Consider the following 21797-nt stretch of genomic DNA (forward strand, 5'->3'; position numbering starts at 1 on the left):
CATCACGTTGTCGTCAATTCGGTTTCCCGGGCGGTGAGTTCGGCGTGCCCGGCGAGCGCCACCCGCTCCGCCGCGGCGCCGGTCAGCGCGAACACCGCGGCCGCGCCGATCCAGCCGACCGCGCCCGAGCCGAGCAGCAGCCCGGTGACCACCACCGGTCCGAGCACCCGCTGGCCGGCCAGGCCGAGGCCGAACACGGCCAGGTAGCGGCCGCGCGCCTCGGGCGGGGCGAGCTCGATGGACAGGCTCCAGGTGGCCGAGGTGCTGACCACCTCACCCACCGACAGGGCCACCACGGCCAGCACCAGCATCAGGACGGAGGCCGCGCCGTGCACCGCGCCCGCCGCGGCGAAGCACAGGCTGCAGCCGGCCAGCGCCACCCCGCCCCACAGCAGCATCCGGCTGCTGCGCCGCACCTCGTCGGCGAGCCGGCTCACCGGCAGCTGGGCGACCACCACCAGGACGGTGTTGAGCGCGTACAGCACCGACACCGTGGCGTGCGGGGCGGTGGTGTGGTCCAGCACCCAGACCGGCATCGCCACCAGCAGCAGCACGTCGAAGAAGGACAACAGGAAGTTCAGGCCGGTCAGCGCCAGGTAGTGGCGGTCCGGCAGGGCCCGGGGGCCGCCGCCGACGGGGGTGGCGGCGGCGGCCGGTCGGGTCGGGGCGGGCACCCGCAGCACCAGGAGGGCGCCGCCCAGGAACGCCGCGGTGATCAGCACCATGGTGATCCGGTACGCCTCGACGGTGTCGAGGGTGAGCGTCACCCCGCCGGCCATGGCGCCGAGCCCCAGGCCGATGTTGCGCACCACGTTGACCAGGCCGAGCAGCCGGCTCCGGTCGCGCTGTTCCGGCAGCGCGGCCGCGACCAGGGCCTGGAGCACCGGCGGGCCGGCCCGGTCGAAGGCCACCGAGAACAGGGTGACCAGCAGGTACTGCCAGAGGTCCGTCACGAAGGCGAAGGCGAGGAAGCAGAGTCCGCGCCCCGCGTAGACGGTGGCGAGCACCCGCCGGGCGCCGTGCCGGTCGGCGAGCACCCCGGCCAGCAGCGAGCCGGCCAGGGCGGCGGCGCCGGCCACCGCGAGGCCGGTCGCCACCTGGTTGGCGCTCAGCCCGACGTGCCGGGTGAACCAGGCGATCGAGCTGGCGGTGAACAGGCCGATGCCCAGGGACTGGACGAGTGCGGCCAGGGCCAGTCGGCGCCCTTCGGCGGAGAGCTCCCGCAGACCGACCGGCCGCCGCATCACTCGGCCCCGAAGTCGAAGTCGACCAGTTCGGTCAGCTCCATCTCGCGCACGATCCGGCGGATCCCGGAGAAGTCGCGCACCAGCAGGTTGTGGCCCGCGGCCCGCCGGCAGTCCTCGACGATCTCCTCGGCCCGCTCGAACCCGGCGTGCCTGAGGATGCCGGGCCAGACCGCGAAGTCCTGGGCGACGAAGGCGTTCAGGGCCTCGGGCAGGGCGTTCACGAAGGCCCGCTGCTGCTCCTTGTTCAGGTGGGTGTAGAGGCCCTTGGCCACCTCGACCATCACGGAGGAGTGGGCGGACTCGTCACGGGCGTGCAGCCGGGGCACCAGCGCGTGCAGCGGCTGGACGGTCTCGTCGCGGGAGAGCAGCTCCAGGTAGGCGTTGACGCTGATCTCCGAGACGGTCGTCCAGACCAGCTTGAGCAGGTCGCGCTCCCACTTCTCGGAGACCTTGGCCTCGGCCTCCAGCAGCCGCCGGTAGGTGACGGTGTGCGGGTAGGCCGGCTCGGCGGTCACCTCGCGCAGCTCCCGGGTGCGCTGCATGGCGACCATGTGCATGTAGGTGTGCCACACCTCGTCGACGTGGGTCTGCTGCACCGCCCGCTTGGTGTGCACGCCGTCGGCGCCGGGGAAGACGCCGTGCATGATCATCGCGAAGGTCGGGTTGGCGACGTACTCCTCGGCGGCGATGACCCGCTCGTTGTAGACCAGCCAGGCCAGCGTCTGCACCGTCCGCCGCTGCTCCGGGGTGGCGGCCAGCCAGAGCGGGTGCTCGGCGAAGGGCAGCAGCCGCTCGGGGTAGTCGGGCAGCGCGGCGTCGTACTCCGCCGGGTCCGGGTCGGTGATCCGGTCCAGGTCGGTGCGGACGGTGGCGCGGCGCGGCCAGGACGCGGCGAGCCGGCGCAGCACCGTCTCGTCGATGCCGTGGGCGTGGTCCTCGGACCCGTCCGCGGCGTCCGGGGCGACGGGGGTGTCGAGGTCGTGCAGCAGGTCGGTCAACGGTCCTCCTCCTTGCGGGACACCGCGTCGATGACGTCGGCGAGCAGGGTGACGCCGTGCGTCAGCCGGTCCTCGGCGAGCACGATCGGCGGCATGATCTTGAGCACCTGGCCGCGCGCACCGGTGGTCTCCACCAGCAGCCCGGCGGCGAACGCGGCCCGCGAGACCCGGTCCGCGAAGGCGGGGTCGGTGAAGCCGAGGCCGCGGATCAGGCCCCGGCCGCGCGGGGTGCAGCCGAGCGCGGCGAAGCGCCGGGCGAGGTCGGCCAGCAGGCCGTCCAGCAGCTCCACCCGGGCGGCCAGGCCCTCGGTGAACGCCGGGTCGGCCCAGCGGTCCAGGACGGCGGCGGCAGTGACGAAGGCCAGGTTGTTGCCGCGGAAGGTGCCGCTGTGCTCGCCGGGGCCGAGCTGGTCCAGCTCCGGCTTGACCAGCACCAGCGCCATCGGCAGCCCGTAGCCGCTGATCGACTTGGACAGGCACACCAGGTCCGGGGTGATGCCGGACTCCTCGAAGCTGAAGAAGGTGCCGGTCCGGCCGCAGCCGGCCTGGATGTCGTCGACGATCAGCAGGATGTCCCGCTCCCGGGCGACCTGCGCCAACCGGCGCAGCCACTCCGGGGTCGCGGTGGCCAGGCCGCCCTCGCCCTGCACGGTCTCCACCACGAAGGCCGCGGGCTTGTCCATGCCGCTGCCCGGGTCGTCCAGCATCCGGGTCAGGTAGTCGATGGTGTCGACGCCCTCGCCGGCGAAGCCCTCGTACGGCATCCGCACCACGTTGGCCAGCGGGACGCCGGCCGCGTCGCGCTTGAAGGCGGTGGCGGAGGCGGCGAGCGCGCCGAGCGAGAGGCCGTGGAAGCCGCCGGTGAAGGCGACGATGTCGGTGCGGCCGGTGACCCGGCGGGCCGTCTTGAACGCGGACTCGATCGCGTTGGTGCCGGTCGGGCCGGTGAACTGGACCCGGTAGGAGAGGCCGCGCGGGGCCAGCACGACCTCCTGGAAGCGCTCCAGGAAGCGGCGCTTGGCGCCGGTGTGCAGGTCCAGCCCGTGCACCGGGCCGTCCGCGAGCAGGTAGTCCACCAGCGCCTGACGGGCGTCGGCCGGGTTGTGACCGTAGTTCAGCGCGCCGGCGCCGGACAGGAAGTCCAGGTACTCGCGGCCGTCCTCGTCCCACATCCGGTGCCCGCTGGCCCGGGTGAAGACCGCCGGGAAGCGCCGGCAGTAGGTGCGGATCTCGGACTCCAGCTGCTCGAAGACCGCGGTGCCGGAGGAGGGGCCGGCGGGGAGGGTGGTCGTCATCGGGCGCTCCAGGGCTCGGTCGCGGAGATCCGCTCGGTCTCCTCGGGGGTCAGGACGGTGCGCGGCGACAGCGGGAAGCCGCCGTCCAGGGTGAGCCCGATCAGCTCGCGCAGGCGGTCCGCGATCAGGTCCGGGGTGTAGCGGGTCGGGGCCTCGGCGGCCTCGATCACCGCGGTCGGCGGGAAGAACCGGCCGCCGCGGGCCGGGCGGACCACCGCGTCCCAGACGTTGAGGCTCTGCCCGCCCCACTCGGCCCGGCCGCTGAACACCGAGTACAGCGGGATGCCGGCGGCGTCCGGGCGGCTCAGCGCCCGGTTGACGGGCTCGCTGACCATCTCGACGATCAGGCCGGCCGCGCCCGCGTCCCGCACCCGGCGGGCCTGGGCGAACATCCGCTCCGCGCCCTCGACGCTGTCGCCGTGCCGGCTCAGCTCGCCGCGCTGCGGGGTGTAGCCGAGGTGGCCGAGGGTGGTGGTGCCGGTCAGCGCGAGCGCCTCCAGGCAGTCCAGGTCGCCGTCGCCGGCCAGTTCGACCTTCACCGCGTCGGCGCCCGCCGCCCGGAACCGTTCGCCGGCGGCGAGGGCGGCCGCGGGGCTCGCGGTCGCGCCGTCCGGCAGGTCGGCCAGCAGGAAGGGCCGGCGGTCGGCCGGGAAGTGGGCGTCGATCGCCTCGCGCACCTCGGCGACCAGCCCGGTCAGGGTGGCCAGCGCCCACTCGCGCTCGGCGTCGTCGGCCAGCGCGGTGCTCGGGCGACCCAGGTGGGTCATGAAGTAGGAGTCGCCGACCATGACGCACTCCAGCGGGCAGTCGGCCAGTTCGGGCGCCTCCAGCGCCCGGGCCAGGCCCTCCACCTCGTAGCCCCGGTAGGCGTTGACCTTGAGGCCGACGCGCGACGGCGCGTCGTAGCGGCGCAGGAACGGAGCCAGGCCGGAATGCTCCAGGACCACCGTGTCAGTGCTCATCGATGCCCTCCCGGTAGATCTTGTTGATGCGGTCGATCGCCTCCGCCACCAGCGGCGGCGGCGCGGCGGTGAAGCAGAGCCGGGCCCAGTCGGCGCAGTGGGCGCCGAACACCCGGCCGGGGGCCAGCCCCACGCCCAGTTCGGCGCAGCGGCGGACGAAGCGTTCGCCGTCGCCGTACGCGGCCAGGTCGAGGAAGGTGTACAGCCCGCCGGAGACGGCGGTGTGCGGGACCTCCAGCTTGGAGTCCGCGAGCCACCAGGCCGCGGCGGCCCGGTCGCGGCGGCGGGTGAGCTCCTCGGCCGGGGTGCGCAGCGCCTCGTACGCGGCGAACTGGGCCGCGGTGGAGACCGAGTAGAGCGAGTGCAGGGACCACTTGGTGAGCGGCTCGGCCAGGCCGGGCGGCGAGACCAGGAAGCCCACCCGGGCGCCCGGCATCGCGTAGGTCTTGCTGCAGCTGTACACCGAGAAGGTGCGTTCGGCGGCCCGCCCGACGGTGGCCGGGTCGACGAAGCCGGTCCGGGTGAAGTCGTAGTTCTCGTAGGCGTTGTCGGCGATCAGCCACAGGTCGTGCCGCTCGGCCAGCTCGGTGAGCGCCGCCAGCTGGGCGTCGCTGAGCCGGTAGCCGGTCGGGTTGTTGGGGTTGTTGAAGTAGATCGCCCGGGTGCGGGCGGTCACCGCCCGCTCGATCACCGACAGGAAGTCGAAGTCGGCGTCGGCGCTGAGCTCCAGGAAGACCGGCACCTCGCGCGGCACCCCGCCGGCCGCCCACACCAGTCCGGTGGCGAACAGCCACTGCGGGGACAGCACCAGCACCTCGTCGCCCTGGCCGAGGATCGCGTGCAGCACCACCGAGATGGCGTGGGTGCCGCCGTTGCCGACCAGCACCTGCGCGGGCTCGACCGGGGCGCCGCGGCGGGCCGCCAGGTGCTCGGCGAAGGCCTCGCGCAGCTGTCGGACGCCGCCGGGCGGGGCGTGCTGGTGGGCGGCGGTGGCGAACTCCTCGGCGTTCCACGGCCGGGGGCGGGCGCAGGGCTCGAAGACCGTCTTGCCCTGGTGCAGGCCGATCGGGGCCAGGTCGCCGCTGCGGCTGAGCAGTTCCTCCACCTGGACCAGGGGCGAGGGCGGTATCTCTCTGAGGTCTCGTGCCAGTGACGGCATGCTCGGGTGCTCCTCGGGTTCTCGGATGACGTGCGAGCTGTTCAGGCGTGCTCGGTACGGGCGGCGGCGCCGTGGGCGGGGCGGTCCAGGCCGAGGTTCTCGCGCAGCGTGGTGCCCTCGTACTCGGTGCGGAACAGGCCGCGGCGCTGCAGTTCGGGGACGACGAGGTCGGCGAAGTCCGTCAGGCCGTCCGGCAGCACCGGCGGCATCACGTTGTAGCCGTCGGCGGCGCCGCCGGTGAACCACTCCTCCATCGCGTCCGCGATCTCCTCCGGGGTGCCGATCAGCACCCGGTGGCCGCGGCCGCCGGAGACGGACTGGTAGAGCTGCTTGATGGTCAGCCCCTCGCGCCGCGCCTTGTCGTAGACCAGCCGCTGCCGGCTGGTGCTGCCCTGGGTCTCGGGCAGTTCGGGCAGCGGGCCGTCCACCGGGCTGCCGGAGACGTCGACGTCGCCGAGCAACTGGGTGAGCAGGCCGAACCCGACCACCGGGTCGACGAGTTCCTGCAGGACGGCGTACTTGTCCTCGGCCTCGGCACGGGTGCGGCCGACCACCGGGAACAGCCCCGGCATGATCTTCACCTGCTCCGGGTCGCGCCCGTGCGCCCGGACCTGCTCGCCCATCGCCCGGTAGAAGGCCTGCCCCTCCTCCAGGGTCTGGCTGGCGGTGAAGATCACCTCGGCCCACCGGGCCGCGAAGTCCTGGCCGTCGGCGGAGGCGCCGGCCTGGATCAGCACCGGGTAGCCCTGCGGCGGGCGGGCCACGTTGAGCGGGCCGGCGACCGAGAAGTGCTCGCCCTTGTGGCCGAGCACGTGCAGCTTCTCGGGCCGGAAGAACTGCCCGCCGTCCTTGTCGTAGACGAAGGCGTCGTCCTCCCAGCTGTCCCACAGCCCGGTGACCACCTCCATGAACTCGCGGGCCCGGTGGTAGCGGGCGCCGTGGTCCGGCTGGGAGTCCCGGTTGAAGTTGCGGGCCTCGGCGTCGGTCACCGAGGTGACGATGTTCCAGGCCGCCCGGCCCGCGCTCAGGTGGTCGATCGAGGCGAACTTGCGGGCCAGGTGGAACGGCTCGTTGTAGGTGGTCGAGGCGGTCGCGGCCAGGCCGATCCGCTCGGTGTGCACCGAGAGCGCGGACAGCAGGGTGATCGGGTCGAACTGCAGGAACCGGCCCCAGCGGCTGAGTTCGTCGGCGTCCTGGTACGGCGTGCGGATGCCGACGCCGTCCGCGACGAAGAACATGTCGAACTTGGCCCGCTCGGCCGTGCGCACCAGGTCCCGGTAGTGGCCGAAGTCCAGGCCGCCGTCGGCCCGCGCCGCCGGGTGCCGCCAGGAGGCGACGTGGTACCCGGGGACGAGCATGAACGCCCCCAGCTTCATCATCCGGCGTGTCCCGCCCATGACCTTTTCCTCCCTGTCCGTTGACGATCGGTCCCGACCCCTCGGGTCGCTCACCGGCCGGGGGCGAGCTCCGGCCCGGTCACGCCCCAGTGGGTGTCGTCGGTGACCGGCACCGGTGCGCCCCAGTGGGTGTCGGCCGAGGAGCGCGCCATGCCCCAGTGGGTGTCGTCGCCCGACTCGCCGCCCGCGCCGGCGGCCGACAGGACCACCCCGACCGCCATCGCGCCGGCCGCCAGGCCGAGCACGGTGCGGATCATGATCCGGGTCTTCGTCATTGCGCTCTCCCCCATGTGCTGTTCGCTGTGCCGTTGTGCCGTAGTGCGTCCCTCGTCCGGCCCGGGGTGTGGTCCCGGTCCGGTTCCGCCGGGCGGCCCCGGCTGGGACCAGTCCAGACCGGTGCGCTTTCCAACCACCTTTCACGGGGCTCCGCGGCGGCCCGAGCGTCGATAGGCGATCAGAAGGAGTCGAGAAGGGGGTTGCGCTCAGGGGCGCTTCCGCGCGCGGGAACGCCGAAGGGCCGCCCCCGCCGGATGGCGGAGGCGGCCCTCGGGTACGGGCGGCCGGGTGTCAGGCCTTGACGCGCAGGACGAACTTGCCGGTGGAGTCGCGGGCCTCGAGGATCTCGTGCGCCTTGACGGCCTCCTCCAGGGCGAGTTCGGTGGTCTCGATCCGGACGGCGCCGGTGGCGAGCTGGCGGGCGGCCTCCACCAGGTGGCCGTGGACCAGGTCGGGCTGCTGGTCGGCGAGGCCGCCGATGTTGTAGCCGGCCACCGTCTTGGCGGTGTACCACATCTGGTTGGCCTCGTAGGTGTGGTCCTGCTGCGAGGCGTTGCCGAAGACCACGTGGCGGCCGAGCGGGGCCAGCAGGTCCAGGGCCTTGGCGCGCAGCGGGCCGCCGATGGAGTCCAGCAGGATGTCGACGCCGCGGCCGCCGGTCACCTCGGCGAGGCGCTCCTCCAGCTCGTCGTAGGTGAACACCTCGTCGTAGCCGAACTTCTCCTTGGCGAACGCGGCCTTGTCCGCGCTGCTCACCGCGCCGTAGACGGCGCCGGCGCCCAGGTTGCGGGCGATCTGCGCGGCGCCGCTGCCCACGCCGCCGGCACCGGCCAGCACCAGGACGCTCTCGCCCTCGCGGACCCGGGCCACGTCGTGCAGGATCGCCCAGGAGACCGGCAGGTTGCAGGGGAAGGCGGCCGCGACCGGGCCGGGGATGGCGTCCAGCTCGCCGTCGAGGGCGACGGTCAGCCGCTCACGGGCCACCGCGACCTCGGCGTAGCCGCCGCCGGCCAGGGTGAGCGCGGCGACCCGCTGGCCGGGGCGCAGGTTGGTGACGCCCTCGCCGACGGCGCGGACGGTCCCGGTGACCTCCAGGCCGGGGACGTGCGGGGTACCGGGCTGGAACTGGCCGCGGCGGAACATCACCTCGGCGAAGTTGACGCCCGCGTACTCCACGTCGATCGACACCTCGCCCGCACCGGGCTCGGGGATCTCCACGTCGACGAGGGTCAGGACCTCGGGGCCGCCGTAGCTGTCGAAACGAATGGCGCGCATGGGAATGCCTCCTGGCTGCTGTGCTGTCGAACTGCTGCTGCTACTGGTCTGCCGGCGCCGCGGCGAACCGCGTGGACCGCGGCGCACCGCGTGAACTGCCGGGTACTGCGTGAACTGCCTGGTGCTGCGGGGTACTTCGGTAGACCGGGCCGATCCGCTTCGAGCCGCTTCGCGCCCTTGCGGGTCGCGTCGAGCCGCCGAACAGCGGACCGGGTCGGTCGGGGGCGCCCGCCCGGGCCGGGGGGACCCGGGCGGGCGCGGGGGGTGGGATGGTCGGTCGGTCAGTGCTGTGCCGCGCCGTGGCCGAGGCCGGGCAGCCGGCTCCAGCCCCCGCGGTCGGCGTGCTCGGTCAGCACCGGGTCGTCGCCCACCACCGTGGGGTGGCCGACGAGTCGGAGCAGGTCGAGGTCGGAGGAGTGGTCGCCGTAGGCGTGGCACTCCTGCGGGTCGAAGCCGCCCCGGTCGAGCAGCTCGCGGGCGGCGACGGCCTTGGCCGCGCCGATCATCGGCTGCTCCAGTTCTCCGGTGAGGATCCCGTCGGCCACCAGTGGGCGGCTGCACAGGACGGTGTCGGCGTCGACGTACCGGGCGATCGGGTCCAGGCAGCCGGGGAAGGACCCGGAGACCAGGACGGTGTGGTGGCCCTGCTCGGTGTGCCGGCGGAAGGCGGCCAGGGCGGGGGCGTGGAAGAGCTCCCCCTCCCCGGTCCGCTCCTTGAACCACTGCTCGCCCTGCTCGGCGAGGTCGGCCTCCCGTACGCCGGTGAACAGCCGGTAGTACGCCCGGTTGACCTCCTCGCGCGGCACGCCGCCGTCCGCCAGCCGGCGGAGGGCGCCGTGGTCCCGCGCGTAGTCGGACTCCGGGCGGCCCTCGACCCGGTACCGGAAGGCCAGGAAGTCGAACATGCTCTTGACGTTGATCAAGGTCTCGTCGACGTCGAAGAAGGCCGCGGGGCCGGTCGGGCGGGTCACTGGGTGCTCCTGGTGTTCGTCATGGCGTCCGGGGTGCGTTCCGGGTGCGTCCGGGGTCCGGTCGGGATCCGGTCGGGTCGGTCAGCGCGAGCCGGCGGAGGCCAGCTCGCCGTCCCGCTCCTGCTCCTGCTCGGTACGGGCGAGGCGGACCTGCTCGACCGTGCGGGCCGCGCGCTTGCCCTCCTTCTGCGAGATCACGTCGCTCTCGAAGGCGGTGAACTCGACCCGGGAGAGCGAGGCGCGGGCGCCGCCCTGGTGGACGGCGATCTCGACGCCGAAGGACAGCCGCTCGGGGTTGTCGATGCTCGCGCTAAGGATCTCGTAGTCGACGGTGGCGTCCAGCGGGAACAGGAAGTTCTCGAAGTCCGTGTCGAAGCTCTTGATCACGTAGTAGTACTGCCGCTCCGGCCAGGCCGAGGCGTAGAACCGCTCGGTGACGGCCAGGAACATCTGCCGCGCCGCCTCGATGATGATCATGCCCTGGATGTGCTGGCCGGTGGTGTGGTCCAGGAGCAGTTCGTTGTCGTTGTCCAGTCTCAGGTCCGCCTGGTAGCGCAGCGCGTCGATCTGGCGCAGGCCGGCGATCAGGACGTTCTGCTCGCGGTGCTTGTGCGCCTCGTCCCGGCAGGCCAGGCTCGGCTGCAGCTCGGGCACCGAGATGCGCTCGGCCGCACCGTAGCGGGCGATCTCACGAGCCACCCAGTCCCACTCGTAGGAGCTCATGCCCTGGCCGTTGATCAGCGTCAGACGGAGCTCGGGGTCACTGTAGCGCCCCGCCCGCAGCTCCTTGACGAACCCACCCGCGGTGGCCACTCCGTCGTTCGCGGCCAGTGCGCCGAAGCGGTCGCCGACCAGGTACAGAACATCGGTTCGATGCGTCATGTCAATGCCCCCATCACATGAAGTGCGCGTGGCGCGCGTCTCTGAACAGGCAAAAGGCTTGAATTACAGCCCTCTCCCGCCTTCCTGACGGGAGGCCAGCTGCCAGGACAGTATCAGCATTCGTAGACAGCTTACGACCCTGTCTCATATCAAGACTTCACCAAGAATCCCGATCCCGGACGACCGACCGTCTTGACGCCCGCCGCGGCGAACCTATAGCGTCCTCTGCCATGAGTAAGAACCCTGATACCGAACAGGGTTCTTGCTGCTAATCGAACTCATCGACACCATCGACATCATCGGAGTCCTCGACCCATGAAGAGCTACCCACGCACCACGCTCGCAGCGGTGTGCATCGCCGGCGGGCTGCTCCCCGCCTCGCTCACCGGCGCCTCGGTGGCCCTGCCGAAGATCGCCACCGATCTGGGCGCGGGCCTCGGACCGCTCCAGTGGGTGGTCAACGGCTACAACCTGACCTTCGCCAGCTTCATGCTCGCCTGCGGCGCCATCGCCGACCTGGTCGGCCGCCGCAGAATGCTGGGCATCGGCATCACGCTCTTCGGCCTCTGCTCCCTGGTCAGCGGCCTGAGCAGCAACATCTACCTGCTGGACGGCGCCCGCCTGCTGGCCGGCGCGGCCGCCGCCGCGGTGCTCACCGCCGGCAGCGCGGTGCTCGCCACCACCTTCTCCGGCCCGGCCCAGGCCAAGGCCTTCGGCGTCCTCGGCTCCTCCTTCGGCGTCGGACTCGCCCTCGGCCCCTCCACCTCCGGCCTGCTGGTCTCCTCCTTCGGCTGGCGGTCGGTCTTCCTGCTGCACGCGGCGATCGACCTGGCGCTGCTGCTGGCCCTGCCGCGGATCACCGAGTCCCGTGACCCGGGCGCCCGCGGCGTCGACTGGGGCGGCACCGTCACCTTCACCACCAGCCTCGCGCTGGTCACCCTCGCCATGGTCGAGGGCCCCCAGCAGGGCTGGACCAGCCCCGTCGTGCTCGGCCTGCTGGCCGGCTTCGTGCTGCTGCTCGCGCTCTTCGTGGTCGTCGAACTGCGCCAGGAGCGCCCGATGTTCGACATGACCCTGTTCACCCAGGGCCGCTTCGTCGCGATCTGCTTCGTCCCCGTCGCGCTCGCCTTCGGCTTCGTCTGCCTGCTGGTCTTCCTGCCCTCCTACTTCATGGGCGCCAACCGGTTCAGCAGCTCCGAGGCCGGTGCCGTGATGCTGCTGCTCACCGCCCCCGTGCTGGTCTTCCCGATCATCGCCGGTCGCCTCGCCCAGAAGATCTCGGTCCGCACCCTGCTGGCCGTCAGCCTGCTGCTGGTCGCCGGCGGCGCCGCCTGGCTCACCACCATCCACCCGGGCATCGGCGTGGCGGGCCTGATCGGCCCGTTCCTGATCATCGGTACCGGCGTCGGCATCTCCTTCGGCCTGCTGGACGGCGCCGCGATCGGCTCCGTCCCGCCGGAGCGGGCCGGTATGGCCGCGGGCATGTTCAACACCATGCGCCTGGCCAGCGAGGCGATCGCCATCGCCGGTATGGGCTCCGTCCTGGTCAGCCTGGTCAGCTCCAACGTCTCCACGAACCTCGACTCCTACGGCAGCGGCTTCACCGGCAACCCGGACGGCCTCGCCGCCAAGGTCGCCCAGGGCAACCTGGCCGACCCGGAGTCCGGCGTCGCCGAGGCCGGCCGCCAGGCCTTCCACACCTTCCTCGCCGACGGCTACACCGACGCGCTGCGCACCGTGCTGTGGATCCTGGCCGGCGTGGCCGCGCTCAGCGCTCCGCTGATCGCCGTGATGCTCCGTGACCGCAAGGCCGCCGCGGCCGCGGTGACCGCCCCGGAGGCCGACCAGGCCCCCGAGCCGGTCGGCGCCGGGCGCTGACGCCCGCCGCGACGGAACTGACCGCCAGACCCGAGCGACCGGTCCGGGAGGGGCGCGGTGAACCCGCCGCCCCGCCCGGACCGCTCCGCCTCCGCACCTCCCGTACCTCCCGCACCCGCTGGACCCCCTGCACCCCCGCTCCCGAACCACCGCGAAGGAAGAGATCATGCACAGCCGCCACCTCGGCCCCACCGGCCTCGACGTCGGAGCCATCGGCCTCGGCTGCATGGGGATGACCGACTTCTACACCACCGGCGGCTATGACGAGGCCGCCTCGGTCGAGGTCGTCCACCACGCCCTCGACCAGGGCATGACCCTGATCGACACCGCGGACGTCTACGGCCCCTTCACCAACGAGGAGCTGCTCGGCCGGGCGCTGGCCGGCCGTCGCGAGCAGGCCGTGCTGGCCACCAAGGTCGGGCTGGTCCAGGAGCCGGACCGGCCGATGTACCGCAACGGCCGCCCCGAGCACATCCACGCCTCGATCCGCGCCTCGCTCAAGCGCCTCGGCACCGACCACGTCGACCTGTACTACCTGCACCGGGTGGACCCGGACGTCCCGCTGGCCGAGTCCTGGGGCGCGATGGCCGAGCTGGTCGAGGCCGGCCTGGTCCGCGGCATCGGCCTCTCCGAGGTCGGCGTCGAGGAGCTGGCGGCCGCGCAGGCCGTCCACCCGGTCGCCGCCGTGCAGACCGAACTGTCGCTGTGGAGCCGGGAGGTGCTCGCCGACGTGCTGCCCTGGTGCGAGGCCAACGGCGCCGCCTTCGTCCCGTACTCCCCGCTCGGCCGCGGCTTCCTCACCGGCGGCTACACCAGCCCGGACGCCTTCGCGCCGGACGACTACCGCACCGCCAACCCGCGCTTCGCCCGGGAGGCCTTCGCCGCCAACCTCGCCATCGTCGAGACCCTGCGACGGGTCGCCGAGCGGCACGGCGCCACCCCGGGGCAGGTCGCCCTCGCCTGGACCCTCGCCCAGGGCGAGCAGGTCGTCCCGATCCCCGGCACCAAGCGGCTCGGCCACCTCGCCGAGAACGCCGGCGCGGCCGACCTGCGGCTGTCCGACGCCGACCTGACCGAGCTGGACTCCGCGCCGGCCCCGGTCGGCTCGCGGTACTGACGCCCGGTCACCCACCGTTTGCCCCAACCGTCTTCACCACCCCCGCCCCCACGCCCCCCGCGAATCCGCACCAACCACAAGGAGAGACTTCATGGCACAGCAGCGCACCCTGGGCGCCGAGGGACCGGCCGTCGGCCCGATCGGCCTCGGCTGCATGGGGATGAACTGGGTGTACACCTCCCAGCTGCAGAGCACCGAGGAGTCGATCGGCGCCATCCGGCACGCCGTCGACCTCGGCATCACCCTGCTCGACACCGCGGACCTCTACGGCCCCTTCACCAACGAGGAGTTGCTCGGCGAGGCGCTCCGCGGCGGGCTGCGCGAGCAGGTGGTGCTCGCCACCAAGGGCGGCCTCAAGGCCGGCCCGGAGTCCCACCTCGGCTCGGTGCAGGTGTCCGCCGACGGCCGGCCGGAGCACCTGCGCGCCGCGGTCGAGGGCTCGCTGCGCCGGCTGGGCACCGACCGGATCGACGTCTACTACCTGCACCGGGTCGACCCGAGGGTCCCGCTGGTGGAGAGCTGGGGCGCCCTGGCCGAGCTCCAGCAGGCGGGCAAGATCGTGCAGTTGGGCCTGTGCGAGGTGTCCGCCACCCAGTTGGACGCGGCGCACGCGATCGCCCCGGTCGGCGCCGTGCAGTCCGAACTGTCGGTGTGGAGCCGGGACCCGCTGGCCGAGGTGCTGCCCTGGTGCAAGGCCAACGGGGCCGCCTTCGTCCCGTTCTCCCCGCTCGGCCGGGGCTTCCTGGCCGGCCGCTTCGACGGCGAGAACGCGCCGGACCAGGACGACTTCCGGGCCCGGCTGCCGCGCTTCCAGGAGGAGGCGCGGGCGCAGAACCAGCGGATCTCGGACGGCATCCAGGAGGTCGCCGCCCGGCACGGCGCCACCCCCGCCCAGGTCGCGCTGGCCTGGACGCTGGCCCAGGGCGAGCACGTCGTGCCGATCCCGGGCAGCACCCGCCGGCTCCACATCGAGCAGAACGCCGCGGCCGCCGAGGTCCTGCTGAGCGCCGACGATCTCTCCGTGCTGGACTCCCTCCCGGCCCCCGTCGGAACCCGCTACTGACGTGCGCCACAAACGAGTTCGTTCTCCGAGTTGTAACTCAGGGCTCTACGAAGTATTAAGGTTCTGAGTAGCACTTCAGGTTCCGACCACAGAGGAGGCCCCGTGGCTCCCCCCGACCAGGACGTCCCCTCCCGAAGGCTGGGACACCTCCTCAAACAGTGTGAGCAGACCATGATGGCCGCACGCGGCCGGGCGCTGCGGACGGTCGGCCTGACCGTGCCGCAGTACCTCACCCTCCGGGTGCTGGCCGAGCACCCGGACGCGTCCGGGGCGCAGCTGGCCCGGCACTGCCTGGTCACGCCGCAGACCATGGCCACCCGGCTCGTCTCGCTGGAGGGGCGCGGGCTGGTCCGCCGGCAGGTCTCCTCGGTCCACTCGCACGTCTTCACCGCGCGGCTGACCGAGGAGGGGCGGGCCCTGACCGTCCGGGGCGAGGCGGCCGAGCACACGGCCGAGCAGCAACTGGTCAGCTCGTTCCTGGCGGAGGAGGTGGTGGCTTTCCGCTCACTGTTGCGGCGCGCCGTGGCAGCGGTGTCCGCACCGGAGGCCGACCCGTCGGCGCGGATCAGTTCGTACGTAGCGACTGATCAGCCCACTGATGTACCTTAAAGTCCGAATAATCCGCCGTGGGGGGCAGCCAGGGATGCGATCACTGTGACCGATAACAGCTCCAACCAGCCGAACTCAGCTCCGCTCGATTTCCACGACCGCCTGGGCCATGCCATCAAGCGGGCCGAGCAGGCGCTGATCGGCGAGAAGACGCGCGCGCTGCGCACCGTCGACCTGACGGTTCCGCAGTACGTGACCCTGCTCGTGCTCCAACAGTCCTCCGGGATGTCCGGGGCACAGCTGGCCCGGGAGTGCATGGTCACGCCGCAGACCATGACCACGATCCTGACCAACCTGGAGCACAAGGGCCTCATCACCCGTGAGACGTCGAGCGTGCACCAGAAGGTGCTGGTGGCCAAGCTCACCCGCTCCGGCCGCACCTTGGCGAAGAAGGCCGACACCTTGGCCCGGGGGGTCGAGAAGCGACTCACCGACGCCTTCGACGACTCCGAGCAGGCCCAGCTGCGCGAGTTGTTGGAACGCTCCGCGGCGGCTCTGCGCAAGACCGACTGAGCCGCACCGCGGCAGCACCGCGAGGCAGGGCGGAAGGCCGCCCCCTGGACGCCCGATCACCACCCGGGGCGCCGAGGGGGCGGCCTTTCCCTTTTCCGGGGCCGGGCACCCATGCTTCGGATACAGCCTATGGTTCACCTACTCATTAACATTGCGATACTGGACAAGGCATTGACCTAAGTCAGGCCTCTGATACTGTATCGATCATGCAGACAGCGCAGCAGCACGCGACGTCCATCGGCATCCTCGGCACCGGGTCGCACCTGCCCGCGAACGCCGTCGACAACACCCTGGTCGGCTCCCGGGCCGGCGTGACCGCCGAGTGGATCCACCGCAAGACCGGCATCAGCGAGCGGCGCTACGCCGCCGATGGCGAGGCCACCTCCGACCTCGCCGCGCACGCCGCCCGGGCCGCCCTCGCCGACGCCGGGATCCGCCCCGGCCAGCTCGACCACATCGTGGTGGCCACCTCCACGCCCGACCACCCGCAGCCCGCCACGGCCGCCATCGTGCAGGACCTGATCGGCGCCGAGCAGGCCGCGGCCTTCGACCTGAACTCGGTCTGCAGCGGCTTCGCCTTCGCCCTGCACACCGCCCACCGCCTGATCGCCGACGGCGGCCACGCCCTGGTGATCGGCGCCGACGTCTACTCCCGGATCATCGACCCCACCGACCGCCGCACCGCCGTCCTGTTCGGCGACGGCGCCGGCGCCGTCGTGCTCGGCCCCGTCCCGGCCGGCTACGGCATCGAGAGCTCCCTGCTGGAGACCTTCGGGCAGTACCACCGCACCATCCGGGTCCCGGCCGGCGGCAGCCGCAGACCCGCCTCGCCCGAGAGCCTGGCCGAAGGCGCCCACTGGTTCGCCATGAACGGCCGCGAGGTCCGCGAGTTCGTCACCGAGCGGCTGCCGTTCACGGTCAAGGAACTGCTCCACCGGGCCGACCGCACCGGCGCCGAGGTCGACCACTTCGTGCCGCACCAGGCCAACGGCCAGATGCTGGCCGAGATCCTGCCCTCGCTCGGCCTGGACCGCGCCCGCACCCACCTCACCGTCGCCGAGTACGGCAACACCGGCGCCGCCTCCGTCCCGATCACCCTCGACGCCGCGAACCGCGCCGGCGCCCTGCGCGACGGCGAACTGGTGCTGCTCTCCGGCTTCGGCGGCGGCATGTCGATCGGCAGCAGCCTGCTGCGCTGGCACGCCGCCGCGTAGCCCAGGCGCCCCACCGGGGCACACCCCACCCCTGACGACGACGGGAACCCGCACCGCAACCGGCCGGCACCCGCCCGACACCCGTACGAGAGAAGAGACGTGACCAGCAGCGCCGACCCCACCGCCCCCCGTCCCACCGGCAGACGGCCCGTACTGATCGTCGGCGCCGGCCCGGTCGGACTCACCTCCGCGGCCGAACTGCTGCGCCGCGGCGTCGACATCCACCTGGTCGACCGCGCCCCGGCGCCCTCCCCGCTCACCAAGGCCCTGCTGGTCTGGCCGCGCACCCTGGAGGTGCTGCGCCGGCTCGCCGACCCGGCCGGCACCGCCGCCCGCAGCCTGCCGGTCGACGCCTTCCACTACTACTCCGAGGGCCGCCCGATCGCCACGCTCGACCTGACCGGTCGCGCCCAGCCGGTGATCCTCCCGCAGCCCGAGATCGAGGACCTGCTCGGCGCCGCCGTCACCCGGCTCGGCGGCGAGGTCGAACGCGGCACCTCGCTCACCGCGCTGGAGCAGCACCCCGACCACGTGGTCGCCGTGCTGCGCGGCGCCGACGGCACCGAGCGGAGCGCCGAGTACGCGTACGTCCTCGGCTGCGACGGGGCCGGCAGCACCGTCCGGGAGCTGCTCGGCCTCAGCTTCGAGGGCCTCACCTACCCCAACACCTTCATGCTGGTCGACGCCTACGTGGACGGCCCGCTCAAGCACGACGCCGCCCACTACTTCTGCTCCTCGCGCGGCGTGCTGGTGATCATCGGCCTGCCCGGCGGCCGCTCCCGGGTCTTCACCTCGCTCCCGCCCGGCCTCGCCCCCGAGGACGCCACCCTGGAACTGATGCAGCAGGTCGTGGACGAGCGCGGCCCGGGCGGCCTCACCCTCCGCGACTCCGCCTGGACCAGCACCTTCGCGGTGCACGCCCGGCACGCCGAGCGCTACCGCGAGGGCCGGGTGTTCCTGGTCGGCGACGCCGCGCACATCCACAGCCCGGCCGGCGGCCAGGGCCTCAACACCGGTGTCACCGACGCCCAGAACCTCGCCTGGAAGCTCGCCCTGGTCTGGCGCGGCGAGGCCGGCGCCCCGCTGCTCGACAGCTACCACACCGAGCGCACCCAGGTCGCCCGCGCCGTCGTCCGCCAGGCCGACCTGCAGACCCGCGCCTGGCTGCTGCGCAAGCCCGCCCAGGTCACCGCCCGCGACCGGGCCGCCTCGGCCGCCTCCCGGTTCGGCCTGTTCGACCTCGACTACATCCCCTGGCTGGCCGGCCTGCGCACCGTCTACGGCGAGGGCCGGGAGACCAGGCTGCGCAGCTGGAAGCTCTGGGGCCACCGCTTCGTGCCCGGGGCGCTCACCCCCGACCGGCAGGTCTGGGACCGCCGGCTCGGCCGCCGGCTGTCGCTGCGCGAGGCCGTCTCCGACCTCCAGCACACCCTGCTGGTCGAACTGCCCGGCACCGCCCTGCCGCCGCGGGTCGCCCGCGCCCTGGCGGAGGCCGAGAAGCGCCACCCCGGGCTGCTGGACGTCCGGGTGCTGGACGCCACCGGCACCCTGCACGACGGCGCGCCGGCCGAGCCGGGCCCGGGCACCCGGCCGCACGGCTCCGGGCGCGGCTCCGGTCGTCCGGCCGGACGCGGCTCCGGGCGCGGCTCCGTGGTGCTGGTCCGCCCCGACCAGCACGTCCACACCCGGCTCCCGCTGCACGAGGCGCACCGGATCACCGCCCTGCTGGACGAGGCCCTGCACCACCCCGCCCGCTGACCCCGCCCGCCGACCCTCCCCTAAGGACCGCCCCGATGCGCTTCGACCCACCGCCCCGGATCGCCGCCGTGGTCGACTGGCTCCCCCCGACCACGGACACCGCGGCGGCGGCCGTCGCCGGAGGCCGGGTCACCGCCGAGAACGCCGCCAAGGACGGCTACCTCGAACTGCCCGTCAGCGACGGCCCGTCGGGCCCCGAGATGGCCGTCCTCGCCGCCGCCAAGGCGATCGGCGAGGCCGGCTGCCCGCCCGAGTCCATCGGCCTGGTCGTCCACGCCTGGATCTACCACCAGGGGCACGACTTCTGGTCCCCCGCCCACTACGTCGCCCAACACGCGGGCGCCGTACGGGCGGTGCCGCTCGGCGTCCAGCAGATGTGCAACGGCGGGGCCACCGCCGTCGAGCTGGCGGCCGTCCGGCTGGCCGCCGACCCGGCCCTGGAGCGGGCCCTGGTCACCACCGGCGACCGCTTCGCCGCCCCCGGCTTCGACCGCTGGCAGGGCGACTACGGGGTCGCGTACGGGGACGGCGCGACCGCGCTCGTGCTGGACCGCGAGCGCGGCCCGTACCGGCTGCTCGCCGCGCACACCGCCGCCGCCCCCGACCTGGAGTCCATGCACCGCGGCCACGACGCCTTCTCCGCCGCACCCCGCGCCAACGGCGAGACCCTCGACATCCGGCGCACCAAGAAGGCCTTCCTGGGCGACGGCCTCGGCCCGCACTTCGCCGCCACCGCGGGCGAGGGCGTGGCCCGGGCCGTCCGCGGCGCCCTCGCCGACGCCGGCCTCGCCCCGGACGACCCCCGGCTCAGCCACCTGCTGCTTCCCCGGCTCGGCCGCACCGTCCTGGAGACCGCCTACCTCCCGGCCGTCGACCGCCTCGGGCTGACCGGCGTCGAGGTGCTCGACCTGGGCACCCGCACCGGCCACCTGGGCGCGGGCGACGCCGCCGCCGGCCTGGCCCACCTGCACGCCCGCGGCTTGCTCGAACCCGGCCGGATCGCCATCCTGCTGAGCGCCGGTGCCGGCTTCACCTGGACCGCCCTGCTCGTCGCCGCCGAGTGAGCGACCGGCCGCCACCCGTCACCGACTGAACTGACCACCGAGGAACCCCGATGCCCGACACCCCCGCCCTCACCCCCGGCACCGTCCTGGTGCTGGTCGACCTCCAGCAGTGGATCGTCCGCCGCCCGGTCGCCCCGCTCAGCGGCCCGGAGGTGGTCCGCTCCGCCGCCCGGCTCAAGGCCGCCTTCGAGGCCGCCGGCCGGCCCGTCGTCCTGGTCCGCTACGCCCGGATGGACGGCAGCGACGGCGGACCCGACTCCGCCTTCAACCGCTTCGCCCCCGAGGTCGCCGCCCGCCCCGGCAATGAGGTCGTCACCAAGTACGGCATCGACGCCTTCGCCGGCACCGACCTCGCCGACCGGCTCAACCGCCTCGGCGCCACCGACCTGGTCGTCGCGGGCATCGCCACCGAGTACGGCGTCGGCGAGACCGTCCGCACCGCCGTCAACCTCGGCTACCCCACCACCGTCGTCGAGGACGCCGTCGCCGCCCTCTCCCCCCAGGGCCACACCGCCGCCATCGACGCCTTCCACCGCATGGGCGTCACCGTCACCCGCACCGACTCCCTGCTCACCCCCGCGGCCTAACCCGCCAGCGCGTCGCCGCCGAGCCCCCGCCCGGGGGCCGCAGCGGTGCGCGGGCGGTATCCTGCCGCCGTTGATCAGTTCGTCCAAGCGCTCGGCCGGGTTTCCCGGCCGAGCGCTTCTGCGTCGGCGCCCTCGTTCGGCGGCCGTCGTTCGGCGACGACGATGGCCGCCGTCCGGGGACGGCGGCCATGAGTGCCTCGGTTGCTCCGTGAATCCTCCACCCGCGCTCCGGGCCGGATCGCACCCCGGACCCCCGGTTCGCAGTTGTCCGGATGTGGTCGACGCCGGCCGACCACCCGGTCAGAGATGGGGCGAGGAGGGGTCGCCGCCGAGGCGCAGCTCGCCGACGGCGTCGAGGATGCGTTCGGCGGAGGCGACGTGCCGGCCGGCCGTGACGACGTCGCGCAGGCAGCGGTCGAGCGGGGTGCGCTCGGTGTAGACGGCCGCCGCGCCGACCAGGTCGTAGAGGTGCTGGACGGCCTCCCGGCAGGCGCGGTGGGCGTACTGGCGGGCGAGGGCGGCGGTGCCGCGTTCGGGGGCGCGGCCCGCGGCCTGGGCGGCCCAGGCCCGGTCCAGGGTGGTGTAGACGTAGGCGTCGGCGGCGCCGATCAGGGCCTCGGCGTGGGCGAGTTCGGCCGGGGCGGAGGGCCTGGGCAGGGCCGGGCCGCGGGCGGTGAGCAGCTCCCGGGCGCAGCTCAGCGCGGAGCGGGCGATGCCCAGCGGGACGCCGGCCATCTTGAGGGCGAGGTTGTCGGCGCGCAGGTGGAGCGGCTGCGGGGCGCCGGCCGCCGGGGGTGTGAAGGTGTGCCGGTCCGGGACGAACAGGTCGGTGACCTCGAAGTCGTGGGAGCCGGTGCCGCGCAGCCCGGTGGTGTGCCAGGTGTCGAGCACCCGGACGTCGGCGGCGTTCAGGACGGCGACCCGCGGGGCGCCGTCGGGCGTCAGGAAGCCGGCCAATACCCGGTCGGCGTGGGTGATCCCGCTGGCGGACGGCCACCGGCCGGAGAGCAGGTACCCGCCGTCGTGGGCGGCGGACCGGCCGAGCGGCGGCAGCACGGTGGCGGTGATCAGGTCCGGGTCCGGGAACAGCTCGGCGAACACCTCGGCGGGCAGCGAGACCACCGCGAGCGAGGCGTTCAGCGCGACGGCGGCGCACCAGCCGACCGAGGCGTCGCCCTCGGCCAACAGGTCGACGGCCCGGGTGAGTTGCGGCGCGGTCAGCTCGACCCCGCCCAGGGCGGGCGGGAGGGCGGCGCGCAGCAGGCCGGTGGCCCGGAGGCCGTCGAGCAGGTCGGCCGGGATCCGGCCCTGCCGCTCGACCTCCGGCGCGCGGGCCGGCAGGGTCGCGGCGTAGGCCCGGACCCGCTCCAGTACGTCGTCGGCGGTGAGCCCCGACTCGGGGGCCCGGGGCGGCAGTTCGACGACGGTCATCCGCTCGTCCTCCAAGCTCGGCCGGTCCGGCCGGTCCGTCGGCTTCGTCCGGTCCATCGGCTTCATCCGGTTCATCGGTTCCGTCCGGTTCATCCGGTGGC

20 protein-coding genes are annotated in these 21797 nt (G+C 73.5%); 9 read left to right on the plus strand and 11 right to left on the minus strand.

Going from position 1 to position 21797, the window contains the following annotated elements:
• Nucleotides 1-2: 2 nt before the first annotated feature.
• From AB0F71_RS23525 to AB0F71_RS23570, 10 genes are all read right to left on the minus strand, one after another.
• Entirely contained in the window at nt 3-1244 is a 1242-nt protein-coding gene (locus AB0F71_RS23525; RefSeq protein WP_360237667.1) for an MFS transporter, read from the minus strand.
• Entirely contained in the window at nt 1244-2245 is a 1002-nt protein-coding gene (locus tag AB0F71_RS23530; protein ID WP_360237669.1) for a diiron oxygenase, read from the minus strand. Before AB0F71_RS23530 ends, AB0F71_RS23525 begins: the two co-directional genes overlap by 1 nt.
• Nucleotides 2242-3540: a diaminobutyrate--2-oxoglutarate transaminase gene (gene ectB, locus AB0F71_RS23535; protein ID WP_360237671.1), complete on the minus strand. Its 1299-nt coding sequence runs from the start codon at nt 3538-3540 to the stop codon at nt 2242-2244. The genes AB0F71_RS23530 and ectB overlap by 4 nt, the downstream gene beginning before the upstream one ends.
• Nucleotides 3537-4502: a 3-methyl-2-oxobutanoate hydroxymethyltransferase gene (locus tag AB0F71_RS23540; protein ID WP_360237673.1), complete on the minus strand. Its 966-nt coding sequence runs from the start codon at nt 4500-4502 to the stop codon at nt 3537-3539. The genes ectB and AB0F71_RS23540 overlap by 4 nt, the downstream gene beginning before the upstream one ends.
• Complete coding sequence (locus AB0F71_RS23545; protein WP_360237675.1) at nt 4492-5661, minus strand: pyridoxal phosphate-dependent aminotransferase; 1170 nt, start codon at nt 5659-5661, stop codon at nt 4492-4494. The genes AB0F71_RS23540 and AB0F71_RS23545 overlap by 11 nt, the downstream gene beginning before the upstream one ends.
• A gap of 41 nt (nt 5662-5702) precedes the next feature.
• Entirely contained in the window at nt 5703-7058 is a 1356-nt protein-coding gene (locus AB0F71_RS23550) for an LLM class flavin-dependent oxidoreductase (protein WP_360237677.1), read from the minus strand.
• Between the two features lie 50 nt (nt 7059-7108).
• On the minus strand, nt 7109-7333 hold the full coding sequence (locus AB0F71_RS23555) for a hypothetical protein (RefSeq protein ID WP_360237679.1): 225 nt from the start codon (nt 7331-7333) through the stop codon (nt 7109-7111).
• Nucleotides 7334-7625: 292 nt separating this feature from the next.
• A complete protein-coding gene (locus AB0F71_RS23560; RefSeq protein ID WP_360237681.1) occupies nt 7626-8609 on the minus strand; it encodes a zinc-binding dehydrogenase in 984 nt (327 codons plus the stop codon).
• 281 nt (nt 8610-8890) lie between these two features.
• A complete protein-coding gene (locus tag AB0F71_RS23565) occupies nt 8891-9580 on the minus strand; it encodes an HAD family hydrolase (protein WP_360237683.1) in 690 nt (229 codons plus the stop codon).
• 81 nt (nt 9581-9661) lie between these two features.
• A complete protein-coding gene (locus AB0F71_RS23570) occupies nt 9662-10462 on the minus strand; it encodes an AfsA-related hotdog domain-containing protein (protein ID WP_360237685.1) in 801 nt (266 codons plus the stop codon).
• Between the two features lie 315 nt (nt 10463-10777).
• Here AB0F71_RS23570 and AB0F71_RS23575 point away from each other — a divergent pair, with 315 nt between their 5' ends.
• The 9 genes from AB0F71_RS23575 (at nt 10778) to AB0F71_RS23615 (ending at nt 20265) form a co-directional block, all read left to right on the plus strand.
• Nucleotides 10778-12340 (plus strand): MFS transporter, encoded by a 1563-nt coding sequence (locus AB0F71_RS23575; protein WP_360237687.1) that lies wholly within the window; start codon nt 10778-10780, stop codon nt 12338-12340.
• A 166-nt stretch (nt 12341-12506) separates the two neighbouring features.
• Nucleotides 12507-13457, plus strand: a complete 951-nt coding sequence (locus tag AB0F71_RS23580; protein ID WP_360237689.1) for an aldo/keto reductase — start codon at nt 12507-12509, stop codon at nt 13455-13457.
• A gap of 91 nt (nt 13458-13548) precedes the next feature.
• A complete protein-coding gene (locus AB0F71_RS23585) occupies nt 13549-14520 on the plus strand; it encodes an aldo/keto reductase (RefSeq protein WP_360237691.1) in 972 nt (323 codons plus the stop codon).
• A gap of 102 nt (nt 14521-14622) precedes the next feature.
• Nucleotides 14623-15129 (plus strand): MarR family transcriptional regulator, encoded by a 507-nt coding sequence (locus AB0F71_RS23590; protein ID WP_360237693.1) that lies wholly within the window; start codon nt 14623-14625, stop codon nt 15127-15129.
• A gap of 45 nt (nt 15130-15174) precedes the next feature.
• Entirely contained in the window at nt 15175-15642 is a 468-nt protein-coding gene (locus AB0F71_RS23595) for a MarR family transcriptional regulator (protein ID WP_360237695.1), read from the plus strand.
• A 206-nt stretch (nt 15643-15848) separates the two neighbouring features.
• Complete coding sequence (locus AB0F71_RS23600; protein ID WP_360237698.1) at nt 15849-16856, plus strand: ketoacyl-ACP synthase III; 1008 nt, start codon at nt 15849-15851, stop codon at nt 16854-16856.
• A gap of 99 nt (nt 16857-16955) precedes the next feature.
• Nucleotides 16956-18614 carry an FAD-dependent monooxygenase gene (locus tag AB0F71_RS23605; RefSeq protein ID WP_360237700.1) on the plus strand — a complete coding sequence of 553 codons (1659 nt, stop codon included), beginning with the start codon at nt 16956-16958 and terminating at the stop codon, nt 18612-18614.
• Between the two features lie 35 nt (nt 18615-18649).
• Nucleotides 18650-19678, plus strand: a complete 1029-nt coding sequence (locus AB0F71_RS23610; protein WP_360237702.1) for a 3-oxoacyl-[acyl-carrier-protein] synthase III C-terminal domain-containing protein — start codon at nt 18650-18652, stop codon at nt 19676-19678.
• A gap of 50 nt (nt 19679-19728) precedes the next feature.
• Nucleotides 19729-20265, plus strand: a complete 537-nt coding sequence (locus AB0F71_RS23615) for an isochorismatase family cysteine hydrolase (protein WP_360237704.1) — start codon at nt 19729-19731, stop codon at nt 20263-20265.
• 300 nt (nt 20266-20565) lie between these two features.
• Here AB0F71_RS23615 and AB0F71_RS23620 read toward each other — a convergent pair whose 3' ends face one another.
• A complete protein-coding gene (locus tag AB0F71_RS23620) occupies nt 20566-21789 on the minus strand; it encodes an acyl-CoA dehydrogenase family protein (RefSeq protein WP_360237706.1) in 1224 nt (407 codons plus the stop codon).
• Nucleotides 21790-21797: the final 8 nt, after the last annotated feature.

It is taken from the genome of Kitasatospora sp. NPDC028055 (assembly GCF_040637885.1).
Lineage (GTDB): Bacteria > Actinomycetota > Actinomycetes > Streptomycetales > Streptomycetaceae > Kitasatospora.

Bases quoted from the DNA above. Each gene is read 5' to 3' on its own strand.
- AB0F71_RS23525 (WP_360237667.1), bottom strand. From the start codon at position 1,244: ATGCGGCGGCCGGTCGGTCTGCGGGAGCTCTCCGCCGAAGGGCGCCGA.
- ectB (WP_360237671.1), bottom strand. From the start codon at position 3,540: ATGACGACCACCCTCCCCGCCGGCCCCTCCTCCGGCACCGCGGTCTTC.
- AB0F71_RS23540 (WP_360237673.1), bottom strand. From the start codon at position 4,502: ATGAGCACTGACACGGTGGTCCTGGAGCATTCCGGCCTGGCTCCGTTC.
- AB0F71_RS23545 (WP_360237675.1), bottom strand. From the start codon at position 5,661: ATGCCGTCACTGGCACGAGACCTCAGAGAGATACCGCCCTCGCCCCTG.
- AB0F71_RS23550 (WP_360237677.1), bottom strand. From the start codon at position 7,058: ATGGGCGGGACACGCCGGATGATGAAGCTGGGGGCGTTCATGCTCGTC.
- AB0F71_RS23555 (WP_360237679.1), bottom strand. From the start codon at position 7,333: ATGACGAAGACCCGGATCATGATCCGCACCGTGCTCGGCCTGGCGGCC.
- AB0F71_RS23560 (WP_360237681.1), bottom strand. From the start codon at position 8,609: ATGCGCGCCATTCGTTTCGACAGCTACGGCGGCCCCGAGGTCCTGACC.
- AB0F71_RS23570 (WP_360237685.1), bottom strand. From the start codon at position 10,462: ATGACGCATCGAACCGATGTTCTGTACCTGGTCGGCGACCGCTTCGGC.
- AB0F71_RS23575 (WP_360237687.1), top strand. From the start codon at position 10,778: ATGAAGAGCTACCCACGCACCACGCTCGCAGCGGTGTGCATCGCCGGC.
- AB0F71_RS23580 (WP_360237689.1), top strand. From the start codon at position 12,507: ATGCACAGCCGCCACCTCGGCCCCACCGGCCTCGACGTCGGAGCCATC.
- AB0F71_RS23585 (WP_360237691.1), top strand. From the start codon at position 13,549: ATGGCACAGCAGCGCACCCTGGGCGCCGAGGGACCGGCCGTCGGCCCG.
- AB0F71_RS23600 (WP_360237698.1), top strand. From the start codon at position 15,849: ATGCAGACAGCGCAGCAGCACGCGACGTCCATCGGCATCCTCGGCACC.
- AB0F71_RS23610 (WP_360237702.1), top strand. From the start codon at position 18,650: ATGCGCTTCGACCCACCGCCCCGGATCGCCGCCGTGGTCGACTGGCTC.
- AB0F71_RS23615 (WP_360237704.1), top strand. From the start codon at position 19,729: ATGCCCGACACCCCCGCCCTCACCCCCGGCACCGTCCTGGTGCTGGTC.
- AB0F71_RS23620 (WP_360237706.1), bottom strand. From the start codon at position 21,789: ATGAACCGGACGGAACCGATGAACCGGATGAAGCCGATGGACCGGACG.